Raw genomic sequence first — 12,666 nt, 5'->3', positions numbered from 1 at the left:
TTCTAAAAAAGCAATTCTTTCTGATTTTGGGATCGATCGATGCAAAAATCTCGCCATAAATAATCGATCGGCAAAAGGTACTTTTAAAAACCAATCATAACGAAACTGTACCACATACTTACCGAATTGATGGAAGGCAGCAAAAGCCGCTTTATTATACTCAAAAATGCCATTACAGGTTAAAATTGCTTTGACCACACTTTCGGGGTACATAGTAATAAAAAAAGTCGCCACCGATGCCCCCATAGAGTGACTATTGAGATAGATTTTTTCAATTTCCAAACTATCTAAAAACAAGGCCAAATCAAGGGCATATTCTTCTAAATCGTAGGAAAGATCGGGGGATTTTTCTGGCAATTTAGATCGACCAAAACCGCGCATATCGTACAACAAACAATCAAAGCGATCGCAAATTGCCGCAGCCGTTGATCGCCAGTAGCGTCCCGATCCTCCCCAACCATGAATAAACACCATCACCGGCTTTTTCTGGGCAGATTCCGATTGCCGAATCCACTCGTAATAGTGGGGAACACCGCGGACAGTGACTGTTTTATCGATTATTTGAGTTTTCATGATCGTTAGATACCTAGCCATCCTCGTCAAGAGTTTTGCCAACGTCGCGCATCTGTGTCCGACTGGTAAGGGGAACCAGAAAAACATTCCGTGAACGGTGAAACGATTTCAAGCGTAATCGTTCCTAGATGTCATCTTCGAGATTATCCTCGATTTTTCCCTTTAAGCGGATTCTTGAGTGGGTAGAGAGGAAGGATGAACCAATAGATCTGCCGTGGAACGTTTTTCCACCATTTCGCGGGTGATTAAACAGCGTTTCACGTCCTTGCGCGAGGGCAATTCGTACATGACATCGAGCATTAATTCCTCGACAATACCCCGCAGGGCCCGGGCCCCGGTTTTGCGACGATAGGCCTCTTGGGCGATCGCTAGGACGGCATCAGATTTAAACTCTAACTGTACATTGTCCATCTTCAACAGTTTTTGATACTGTTTCACTAAGGCGTTGCGGGGTTGCGTCAGGATAGCGATTAAAGCTTCCTCATCCAGGGGTGACAGTGCCGCTAGGACGGGAATTCGACCGACAAACTCTGGAATCATGCCAAATTTGACTAAATCATCGGGAGTCATTTGTTTTAATAACCCTGCCGCTACCTTATCCTTACTAGCTTGGCTATCTCCCGGTTGAATAAAGCCCATGGATTTTTTACCGAGACGCTGATCGATCACCTTATCTAAACCGACAAACGCCCCACCGCAGATAAACAGGATATTGCTGGTGTCAATCTGAATACAATCCTGATAGGGGTGTTTGCGGCCGCCTTGGGGGGGAACATTGGCGATCGTTCCCTCTAACATTTTCAGTAAAGCTTGCTGAACCCCTTCTCCGGACACATCCCGGGTAATCGAGGTATTTTCGCTCTTACGGGCGATTTTATCGATTTCATCGATGTAGATAATGCCCCGCTGCGCTTCTTCCACGTCTAAATCTGCCACTTGTAACAGACGCAAGAGAATATTTTCCACATCTTCCCCCACATAACCGGCCTCGGTTAAAGTGGTGGCATCGGCGACAGCAAAAGGTACATCGAGGATTTTAGCAAGAGTTTGAGCTAGAAGGGTTTTTCCCGATCCTGTGGGACCAATTAACAGAATATTAGATTTTTGCAGTTCGATCCCATCTTCCGGATTGCCGCCACTGGCTTTTTGGGTTTGGATATCTTTGAGGCGTTTGTAGTGGTTATAAACGGCCACAGACAGCACTTTTTTCGCCTCATTTTGACCGATAACGTAGTCATCGAGGTGTTTTTTAATCTCTCTTGGTTTGGGAATTTGTTCCCAAGTGGTTTTATTTTGGCCCGATCGCCGTTTGTTGGGACGTTCCTCCACGGGGGCGACCGGACTGGGCGGTTCCATCAATTCCTCATCGAGAATTTCGTTACACAGTTCCACACACTCGTCACAAATATAGACCCCCGGCCCGGCGATTAATTTTCGCACTTGTTCCTGGGATTTGCCGCAAAATGAACACTTGAGGTGGGAGTCGTATTTAGACATAGTTTATTATTTACAGGGAAGTAACGGGAACGGTAGGATCGGGCAGTTCGGGACGGGAAATCACCTGATCGATTAACCCATATTCTTTAGCTTCGACGGCGGACATGAAAAAGTCCCGTTCGGTGTCGTTGGCGATGCGATCGTAGGGTTGACCGGTGTGATGGGCCAGCATGGTATTGAGTCTCTGTTTAATATAGAGAATCTCTTTGGCTTGGATGGCGATATCACTAGCTTGACCTTGGGCACCGCCGAGGGGTTGGTGAATCATGATCCGGCTACTGGGTAGGGACATCCGTTTACCGGCTGCGCCGCCACAAAGCAGGAATGCTCCCATACTAGCGGCTAAACCGAAACAAATTGTCGCCACGTCGGGGCGAATTTGTTGCATGGTGTCGTAGATAGCTAGTCCGGCATAAACGGAACCACCGGGGGAGTTGATATAGAGTTGGATATCTTTTTCGGGATCTTCTGCCTCCAAGTAGAGGAGTTGGGCGACGATCGAATCAGCGACCTGATCATCGACGGGGGTTCCCAGAAAGACAATTCTCTCGCGCAACAGTCGAGAATAGATATCAAAAGCCCTTTCACCCATGCCAGACTGTTCGATTACCACGGGTAAAACGTTAGCTAGGGAGTTTCTCCCCGTGTTGGCGTAGATAGCAGGGCGACAATTACTGGTAATTGGGTAGTCAGGTGATCTCGATTCGAGCATAATTTTTTCGGTTCCGCTATCACAATCTTAGGATTTTTGCTTGGCTGTGGAGCTTTTACTGGCAAATGTTAAGCATCTTTAGCACTTCTGTCCATCTATTATGCCCTAAGTTTCCCCCGGTTGGCAGGAATCAGTGATCAGTGATCACTGATCAGGGAATGGGGGAATTCAACTAATACCCCCCCCAACACCCAACACCCCAACAGGACTGCTAACTCCTTACGGTTACTCTTCCTTTGCTGCCAACACTTCCACGTCTGCGGCTGCTAAGGTTTCTTCTGTTTCCTCCTCCTCGGTTGCTTCCTCCTCTAGGGAACCTTTGGGGACGAGGGTGATAGTGGCTTTTTCCTTTAGCCATGCCAGGGTGTTTTCCGCCAGGATTTCTTCGGTGATCACCTGTTCCAGACGCTGCCTGTCTATGTCGCGATCGGACAATTGCGCCATGATTTTAGCGATTTTTTCCGTTACCGCTTCGGGACTGACTTCAATGCCTGCGACTTTAGCCAATTCCTGCACCACGAGAGTCTGTTTCAGACTTTCGATCGCATCGGGACGGGTGCTTTCCCGCATTTTGGGAATATTATCTTTTGTAAACAACTGGTTGACATCTAGCCCCATTTGTTGGAACTGCATGAAGCTTTGGGTCAAAATTTGTGTCACTTCCTTTTCGATCAGCGTTTCCGGCAAATCTAAAGTCGCACCCTTGACTAATGCCTTGGTTAAAGCCTCATAAATGCTGTCTTTGGTTTCCTTTTCCGCTTCTTCTCGGAAGCGTTTCTCTAAACTTGCTCTTAATTCGGCGATTGTTTCCTGATCGCTGACTTCTTGGGCAAAATCGTCGTCAAGATCGGGTAATTCCTTGGCTTTTAACTCTTTCATCGTAATTGTAAAAATTACCGCTTTTGCTGCCACATCCTCTTTGGGATAATCTTCCGGGAAAGTTAAAGTCATCTCTTTGACTTCTTCCGGTTTCATGCCGACAATTCCTTCCACCATCCCCTCGATAAAGCGTCCTGCTTCCATATCCACCCGCAGATCTTCGCCGTCAATATCCGGGATATCCTCGCCAGTTTCGGCGGATTTTCCTCGATAATCAACGATCGCCACATCTCCCAGCTGCGCCCCGCGATCTTCCACGGGAACCAATGTCGCTAACTGTTCTTGACGCTCTTTAAACCAATTTTCCACGGATTCGGGGTCATAAACGGTTTCTTCGGCGGTAACGCTCAGATTTTCGTAATCTCCGAGAATAATTGTCGGGGCGACATCCAGGGAAACCGAAAAAGTCAAAGCTTTACCCGGTTCATAGGCAGCGATCAAATCTTCAAACTTAGACAATAGCTGCGAATTGCCCAGGGACTCGATCCCCTCCTGTTTCAGGGCAGATTCGAGGCAATTTTCGATTAATTCCTCAATTACTGCCGCTTTTACCGCCTTAGATCCCAATCTTTGCAGAAGAATCTGACGGGGAACCTTACCAGGGCGAAAACCGGGTATATTGGCCGACTTCGCTAAATTATTTACCACTTTCTCGTGGGTGTTTTTCGTGGTTTCGGCGGGAATTTCAATTTCTAAACCTATCTGACTGGCAGGAAGCTTTTCCTGAATAACTTTCATCGATTTTTCTAGCTCTTACGACAAGGAACGTTTATAATAGGGTGAGCGGTGTTTACGCCTGCGGTGGATCCGTCCCGCTCATGATATTCTAGGGGAATAGCTGCAGTTGCTCCCCAAGCTCTCACAATCTTTTTATTTTAGCGGTCAATGGGGTATATTTAATTTATTCCGTCCTTGGGGCAGTTCAGCCCAATCAGAAGATTTTGCTGATCAAAAGCCGATCAATCCAAGTTTTAGAATAACTCGGTGGACAAAAAAGATTTTTTACCTTAACGATTTCTTCGGATTATTATCATCACCCAACTCGTCAGGAGGTTACATAATTTGAGTCAAAAAGTACGGGTCGCTATTTTAGGGGCTACCGGGGCCGTGGGAACGGAATTACTAGAGTTATTAGCTAGTCGTCACTTTCCTCTCGCTAGTCTAAAATTACTCGCTTCCGAGCGTTCTGCTGGAAAAACCCTCAATTTTCAGGGCGAAAGTCTCCTAATCGAATCGGTAAACGAGGGCTCTTTTCAGGACGTGGATATCGTTCTCGCTTCTGCTGGGGGATCCACCTCAAAAGCTTGGGCGAAAACTATTGTCGAGTCCGGTGCGACGATTATCGATAACTCCAGCGCTTTTCGCATGAATCCCGAAGTGCCTTTAGTTGTCCCGGAAATCAATCCCGACAGTGTGGACAATCACCGGGGCATTATCGCTAATCCCAACTGTACGACAATTCTTTTAGGAGTGGCGATCTGGCCTCTTCACCAAGTACAGGCGATCGAGCGAGTAGTAGTTTCTACTTATCAGTCGGCTAGTGGTGCTGGGGCGCGAGCGATGGAGGAGGTAAAACAACAAGCACAAGCAATTCTTGACAATCGGCAACCTCCCACTAATTCCTTCCCCTATCCCCTCGCTTTTAATCTTTTTCCCCACAATACCCCGATTAATGGTCAAGGGTACTGTGAGGAAGAAATGAAAATGGTCAACGAAACCCGCAAGATTTTTGCTTGTCCAGAGCTGCGGGTTAGTGCCACCTGTGTGAGGGTTCCGGTCCTGCGGGCCCATTCGGAATCGGTTAACCTGGAATTTAGTCGGCCTTTTTCTGTGGTGAAGGCCAGAGAAATTCTTGAGTCTGCTCCGGGGGTAAGATTAGTGGAAGATTGGGAGGCTAATTATTTTCCCATGCCAATTGATGCCACCGGTCGCGATGAAGTGTTAGTGGGACGCATTCGTCAAGATATCTCCCATCCTAACGGTCTAGAATTGTGGCTATGCGGCGATCAAATTCGCAAGGGTGCGGCTTTAAATGCCGTACAAATTGCGGAACTTTTAGTCAAGAAAAATCTCGTCGGTTCAAGATTAGCAACAGTGTAATAATTAAGCTATCGGCCATCAGCTGGATCGAGGCGATAATAACTAGACCTCTGGTAAAAATCAAAAATTGTTGTTAGGGTTAGGCTTCGGCCGTGAGATCAGCGTTCGACAAAAGCTCACGCCGAGGTCAGAACGGAGCCAGTAGTCAGTAGTCAGGAGGATTAAGAATGAATAATAATCAATTAAATGGTCTATTTACAGATTTTAGGCAATTTAATCCTTACTTGTGCCGTTTTTGAACCCTCAAAAATTAATTATGCAAGAGGTTAACTAGAAAAATAGCTAATTAATCGGATAAATAAAGGCTGATTGTTGATCGCTCAAAACCCGATAACAAGGACTGAATCTAAAACCTAATTTGTTAAGCTAAAAGCTACAATGTACTTAGTTGATAACCTTCTTTTTAGGTAGGAGAATTGCCAGATTATGTCTTTTGCCTCTTGCCTCTTGCCTTCAGAAACTGATAACTAATAACTGATAACTGATCAATGAGTGAAACAACATATTTTGGACGAGTAATTACGGCGATGGTGACTCCCTTCACCGTCGAGGGTCAAGTTAATTATGCCCTGGTGGAAAAATTGGCCGATTATCTAGTTACTCACGGTAGCGATGGTATAGTGGTCTGTGGGACGACGGGAGAATCACCCACCCTCAGTTGGCAGGAAGAATACGAACTATTTAGTATTGTCAAAAAAGCGGTTAATGGTCGGGGAAAAGTGATTGCGGGGACGGGTTCTAATTCCACTTCCGAAGCGATCGAAGCGACCCGACAGGCTGCTAAACTGGGTTTAGATGGTTCTTTACAAGTGGTTCCCTACTACAATAAACCTCCCCAAGAAGGTTTATATGAGCATTTTCGCACCATTGCCAAAGCTTGTCCGGATCTGCCGGTGATGCTTTATAATATACCCGGTCGCACGGGTCAAAATATGACCCCAGAAACGATTATTAAACTGGCAGCAGTTGATAATATTGTGGCGGTAAAAGAAGCTAGTGGTAATTTAGAACAAACCTGCAAGATTTACTGTCATACTCCTGAAAATTTCGCTATTTATTCTGGCGATGATTTTCTCACCTTGCCCCTGATAACCTGTGGTGCGGTGGGAGTGGTCAGTGTTGCTAGTCATCTAGTGGGAGAAGAAATACAAGGGATGATTAAAGCTTTCTTAACTGGAGATGCGGCCAAAGCGATCGAGATTAATTTGAAATTATTTCCCCTGTTTAAAGGTTTATTTTGTGCCACTAATCCAATTCCAATTAAAGCGGCCTTAAATCTAGTCGGTTGGGATGTGGGGGGTCTAAGACTTCCTTTATGTCCCTTAAGTCCCGAACTAGAAGAAGGATTAGCAAAAATTATGCAAGAATTGGCTTTAATTTAGAAAAATACTAGAAAATTTGGCTAACTAAACTAGGATTTTTTCGAGAAATAGGTTATAATGTTGATAGCTTAACTAGAAAAAAATATAGTTTAGAACGGATAGAAAGTATTGACATAAGTGAATTTAACTAGGTGTTATTCTCCTAGTTAGACTTATTCTAACTATTCATTTTTTGAGATTTCCCGTCCACAAAACCCACCTGAAAAATCATCATAACTTACCATCAAAGGATACCTAATGAGTCAAGATAAAACCCAAGCAAAACTAAAGATCATTCCCCTAGGAGGATTACACGAAATCGGCAAAAACACCTGTGTTTTTGAATACGATGATGAGATTATTCTCTTGGATGCTGGTTTAGCTTTTCCCTCCGATGATATGCACGGGGTCAATGTAGTGCTTCCCGATATTACTTATCTAAGAGAAAATCGCCATAAAATTAAGGGCATGATCGTCACCCACGGTCACGAAGATCATATCGGTGGCATTCCCTACCATCTCAAACAATTTGATGTACCAATTATCTACGGTCCGCGCCTAGCGATGGCTTTATTGCGGGATAAATTGGAAGAAGCAGGATTAGCAAATCGTACCAAATTAGAAACCGTTGCTCCTCGGCAAATGGTGCGTTTAGGTAAATCTTTCATGGTGGAATATATCCGCAATACCCACTCGATCGCCGATAGTTTTTGTGTAGCAATTCACACTCCTTTAGGGGTAGTTATTCACACAGGAGATTTTAAAATTGACCATACTCCCGTGGATGGCGAATTTTTTGATCTGCAAAAACTTGCCGAACACGGCGAGAGAGGGGTGCTATGTTTATTGAGTGATTCCACTAACGCAGAAGTACCCGGTTATACTCCCTCGGAAGCTTCCGTTTATCCCGGTTTAGAGCGGGTTTTTAACCAAGCAACGGGACGGATTATGATTACTACCTTTGCTTCCTCGGTGCATCGGATTAATCTGGTGTTGAAATTGGCCCAGAAATTTAACCGGAAAGTGGTGGTAGTGGGTCGATCGATGTTAAATGTCATCGCTCATGCGCGTAATTTGGGGTATATAAAATGTCCCGATGATCTATTTGAACCCTTGAAGGCAACCCGCAATTTAGCTGATGATAAAATCGTCATTTTAACTACAGGATCTCAAGGGGAACCTTTGGCGGCCATGACGCGGATTTCTAAGGGTGAACATCCTCATATTCGTGTGCGTCAGGGGGATACGATTGTCTTTTCCGCTAATCCGATTCCGGGTAATACGATCGCTGTGGTCAATACAATTGATCGCCTGATGATGCAGGGAGCTAACGTGGTTTACGGACGCGATAAGGGAATTCACGTTTCCGGCCATGGTTCCCAAGAAGACCATAAATTGATGCTATCTTTGACCCGGCCGAAGTTTTTTGTGCCAGTGCATGGAGAACACCGAATGCTGGTCAAACACGCTCAGATGGCCCAAAGTATGGGGATTCCCGCCGAAAATATGGTAATTGTCAAAAATGGTGACACGATCGAGTTAACTGGCGATCGCATTGGCCTCGGCGCACCAGTACCTTCGGGAATCGAGTTAGTTGATCAAGCGGGTGTGGTCCACGAACACATTATGCAGGAAAGACAACAGTTAGCCGAAGATGGTGTGATTACGATCGCCGCCTTCGTTAACGGGGAGGGACAATTAAGCGCACATCCAGAGATTAATTTGCGCGGTGTGGTGACAAAAGTGGAAATCCCGCTGCTGAATCAGTTAATTATTCGGGCGATCGAACGCTGTTTAAGCGATCGCATTGGTGAATTTAAAACCGCCACGGGGGACCAGGATTGGGCCGGTTTGCGGGCCGAAATCGAGACGACTTTGCAACGTTTAATCAAACGGGAGTTAAAGAGTCAACCTCTAGTGATTTTCCTCCTGCAAGCGGCGGCAACGGAACCAGCGAACAATCGTACTTATCGCCGCCGCCGTCCCGCAGCCACCATGGCCTCTTAATATCAGTGATCAGTAAACAGTGAGCAGTAATCAGTGAGCAGTAAACAGTGAAAAGATGGCAAGAAACTGCTATTTAATACTGGTCACTTAACACATACTGCTCACTTAAAACTCAAATCTGATAACTGTTAACTTACCCACTGATAACTGATAACTGATAACTGATCATGTTGCATCCTGCCGATTTGCGATCGCTGCTGACCGCCGTTGCCAGGGGAGAAATTAACCCGGAGACAGCTTTAGATAAACTTAAACATCTGGCCTTTGAACCGGTGGAAGACTTCGCTAAAATTGACCATCATCGTCAACTAAGAACGGGATTTCCGGAGGTTATCTGGGGACCGGGTAAAACCACCGCTCAAATCGCCCAAATTATCGGTGTTTTGCGTCAAAATAGTCCCGTGGTTATGGCCACCCGCATTGAAGCAGAGATAGCAGCCCAGCTACAGGAACAGGTAACAGACTTAGTTTATTATCCCTTAGCCCGCATCTGTGCCATTGCCGCAATCGCCCCAGAAAATCCCCCAAAGGGCATAATTTCCATCCTAACGGCGGGAACTGCCGATATTCCCGTAGCGGAGGAGGCGGCGGTTACTGCTCAATTATGCGGTTTTTGCGTGCAGCGTCTCTGGGATGTGGGAGTAGCGGGAATTCATCGCCTCTTGAATCATCGCCATCTACTGGATGCTGCTGATGTGTTAATTGTTGTTGCGGGAATGGAAGGAGCCTTACCAAGTGTGGTAGCAGGATTAGTTGATCGCCCGGTGATCGCCGTTCCCACCAGTATCGGTTACGGAACCAGTTTCGGTGGTATTGCTCCTTTGTTAACTATGCTCAATTCCTGCGCGGTCGGTATCGGTGTGGTTAATATCGATAATGGTTTTGGGGCCGCCATGTTAGCCGGTCAAATTTTACGCACGGCGGCCAGATTAGCCTAGATTTTCCTTCATCTCAGGCTGGAAATCCTATACAGTGAGTATAGGGATAAACTACTTTGAAAAAGAAGCCGATATGCACCTAAGTGAAATTACTCATCCCAACCAGTTACATGGTTTATCACTCCGTCAATTAGAAGATATTGCCCGTCAGATTCGCGAAAAACACCTCCAGACGATCGCCGCTACCGGTGGACATTTGGGACCGGGGTTAGGGGTCGTAGAACTAACGATCGCCCTTTACCAAACCCTCGATCTCGATCGGGATAAAGTCCTTTGGGACGTGGGACACCAAGCTTATCCGCACAAACTCCTCACCGGCCGCTATAACGATTTTCACACCCTGCGCCAAAAAAACGGCGTTGCGGGCTATCTAAAACGTTGCGAGAGCAAATTTGACCATTTTGGGGCTGGACACGCCTCTACGAGCATTTCTGCGGGGTTAGGAATGGCTTTAGCCCGGGATGCCAAGGGGGAAGATTTCAAGGTGGTATCGATCATCGGGGACGGCGCTTTAACTGGGGGTATGGCCCTAGAAGCGATTAACCATGCTGGACATTTACCGAACACCAACATCATGGTTATCCTCAACGATAACGAGATGTCCATTTCCCCCAACGTCGGGGCAATTTCCCGCTATCTCAATAAAGTTCGTCTGAGCGATCCCGTCCAGTTTATCGCCGATAATCTCGAGGAACAATTTAAACATCTACCCTTCTTCGGTGACTCCCTCACTCCCGAAATGGAACGAGTCAAAGAAGGGATGAAACGGTTAGCAGTTCCCAAAGTTGGCGCAGTCATCGAAGAATTGGGCTTTAAATATTTTGGCCCGATTGATGGTCATAATATTCCCGAATTAATCGCCACTTTCAAACAGGCCCATAAGGTACACGGACCGGTTTTCGTCCACGTTGCCACCGTTAAAGGCAAAGGCTACGAATGGGCCGAAAAAGATCAAGTGGGTTATCATGCCCAAAATCCCTTTAATTTAGCCACGGGTAAACCGATTCCCTCCAGTAAACCGAAACCTCCCGCTTATTCTAAAGTTTTCGGGCATACTCTCACTAAATTGGCGGAAAATGACCCGCGCATTATCGGTATCACCGCCGCCATGGCTACTGGGACGGGATTAGATAAATTTCAGGCAAAACTACCGAAACAGTACATCGATGTGGGAATTGCCGAACAACACGCCGTTACTCTCGCTGGTGGTCTTGCTTGCGAAGGAATGCGTCCGGTTGTCACCATTTACTCTACTTTCCTGCAGCGGGCTTTTGATCAGATTATTCACGATATCTGCATTCAAAATCTACCGGTTTTCTTCTGCATGGACCGGGCCGGTATTGTCGGGGCCGATGGACCAACCCACCAGGGGATGTACGATATCGCCTACCTGCGTTGTATCCCCAATATGACCATTATGGCCCCCAAAGATGAGGCAGAACTGCAAAGAATGGTGGTGACGGGGATTAATCATACCAGCGGCCCCATTGCCATGCGTTACCCCCGGGGCAACGGTTTAGGGGTTCCCCTGATGGAAGAAGGTTGGGAAGCTTTACCCATCGGTAAGGGCGAAATTCTCCGCAGTGGCGATGATATTCTCCTGTTAGGATACGGCACGATGGTCAACACTTCCCTACAAGTGGCCGAAATCCTCAGCGAACACGGCATCGAAGCTACAGTGGTTAATGCTCGTTTTGTCAAGCCCCTTGACACAGAACTTATCTTTCCCCTTGCCCAACGTCTTGGTAAAGTGGTGACTTTGGAAGAAGGTTGTTTAATGGGTGGTTTTGGTTCTGCGGTTTTGGAAGCTTTACAGGATGCTAATATTCTAGTTCCAGTCAAGCGTTTCGGGGTTCCCGATAAATTAGTAGACCACGCAAAACCAGAGGAATCCTTCGCTGATTTGGGTTTAACCAGTCCCCAGATTGCCGAACAGGTTTTGGCGGCATTTTTTAGCCAAAAACAAACCGCTAACGTCGGTTAAAATCTCAAGATTAGCTTGTCCAGTTTTTCCGAAAAATTAGGGAAGACTGGCTTTTTTTGCTCTAGATAATATCATCTTCAGCGCTCATTTTTGATAGACAAAAGTTATTGCTGTCACCCCAAACACAAGTTTACCGTCCCACCCGCCAAATTTTGCTAGTATTGTCATCACTCCCACTAGCTAAATAGCGGCCATCGGGACTATATGCTACTGACGTAACCCAGTTAGAATGACCCGTAAGGGTATGCAATTGTTTTCCCGTTGCTACTTCCCAAATTTTGATAGTTTTGTCACCACTCCCACTAGCTAAATAGCGGCCATCGGGACTATATGCTACTGACCTAACCCAGTTAGAATGACCCGTAAGAGTACGCAATTGTTTTCCCGTTGCTACTTCCCAAATTTTGATAGTTTTGTCACCACTCCCACTAGCTAAATAGCGACCATCGGGACTATATACCACTGACCTAACCCAGTTAGAATGACCAGTAAGAGTACGCAATTGTTTTCCCGTTGCTACTTCCCAAATTTTGATAGTTTTGTCACCACTCCCACTAGCTAAATAGCGACCATCGGGACTATATACCACTGACCTAACCCAGTTAGAATGACCAG

Annotated in this window: 10 protein-coding genes; 5 read left to right on the top strand and 5 right to left on the bottom strand. The window is 46.2% G+C overall.

The window, feature by feature from the left end:
* From MiAbW_RS15155 to tig, 4 genes are all read right to left on the bottom strand, one after another.
* Window positions 1-573: alpha/beta fold hydrolase (locus tag MiAbW_RS15155; RefSeq protein WP_151696811.1), on the bottom strand; the 573-nt coding region annotated here is incomplete at its 3' end.
* Between the two features lie 162 nt (window positions 574-735).
* Window positions 736-2,070 carry an ATP-dependent protease ATP-binding subunit ClpX gene (clpX, locus tag MiAbW_RS15150; protein ID WP_151696786.1) on the bottom strand — a complete coding sequence of 445 codons (1,335 nt, stop codon included), beginning with the start codon at window positions 2,068-2,070 and terminating at the stop codon, window positions 736-738.
* Between the two features lie 10 nt (window positions 2,071-2,080).
* On the bottom strand, window positions 2,081-2,782 hold the full coding sequence (clpP, locus tag MiAbW_RS15145) for an ATP-dependent Clp endopeptidase proteolytic subunit ClpP (protein ID WP_002797385.1): 702 nt from the start codon (window positions 2,780-2,782) through the stop codon (window positions 2,081-2,083).
* 225 nt (window positions 2,783-3,007) lie between these two features.
* The gene (gene tig, locus MiAbW_RS15140) at window positions 3,008-4,399 is read right to left on the bottom strand and encodes a trigger factor (protein ID WP_151696785.1); all 1,392 of its coding nucleotides are present in this window, start codon (window positions 4,397-4,399) and stop codon (window positions 3,008-3,010) included.
* 324 nt (window positions 4,400-4,723) lie between these two features.
* On the opposite strand from tig, the gene MiAbW_RS15135 reads away from it, so the two are divergent.
* The 5 genes from MiAbW_RS15135 to dxs all read left to right on the top strand — a co-directional run bounded on the left by MiAbW_RS15135 (window position 4,724) and on the right by dxs (window position 12,051).
* Window positions 4,724-5,761, top strand: a complete 1,038-nt coding sequence (locus MiAbW_RS15135; protein WP_151696784.1) for an aspartate-semialdehyde dehydrogenase — start codon at window positions 4,724-4,726, stop codon at window positions 5,759-5,761.
* Window positions 5,762-6,249: 488 nt separating this feature from the next.
* A complete protein-coding gene (gene dapA / locus MiAbW_RS15130; RefSeq protein WP_151696783.1) occupies window positions 6,250-7,143 on the top strand; it encodes a 4-hydroxy-tetrahydrodipicolinate synthase in 894 nt (297 codons plus the stop codon).
* 237 nt (window positions 7,144-7,380) lie between these two features.
* Window positions 7,381-9,129, top strand: coding sequence for a ribonuclease J (locus MiAbW_RS15125; protein ID WP_151696782.1), 1,749 nt, complete (start codon window positions 7,381-7,383; stop codon window positions 9,127-9,129).
* Between the two features lie 167 nt (window positions 9,130-9,296).
* On the top strand, window positions 9,297-10,067 hold the full coding sequence (larB, locus tag MiAbW_RS15120; RefSeq protein ID WP_151696781.1) for a nickel pincer cofactor biosynthesis protein LarB: 771 nt from the start codon (window positions 9,297-9,299) through the stop codon (window positions 10,065-10,067).
* A 73-nt stretch (window positions 10,068-10,140) separates the two neighbouring features.
* Entirely contained in the window at window positions 10,141-12,051 is a 1,911-nt protein-coding gene (dxs, locus tag MiAbW_RS15115; protein ID WP_151696780.1) for a 1-deoxy-D-xylulose-5-phosphate synthase, read from the top strand.
* A gap of 130 nt (window positions 12,052-12,181) precedes the next feature.
* On the opposite strand, the gene MiAbW_RS15110 is transcribed toward dxs, so the two are convergent.
* Window positions 12,182-12,666: WD40 repeat domain-containing protein (locus MiAbW_RS15110; protein WP_172967383.1), on the bottom strand; the 485-nt coding region annotated here is incomplete at its 5' end.

The sequence above is a fragment of the Microcystis aeruginosa NIES-4325 genome (assembly GCF_008974145.1).
Taxonomy (GTDB): Bacteria; Cyanobacteriota; Cyanobacteriia; order Cyanobacteriales; family Microcystaceae; genus Microcystis; species Microcystis aeruginosa_G.
This window is presented reverse-complemented; position numbering and strand designations above follow the sequence as displayed.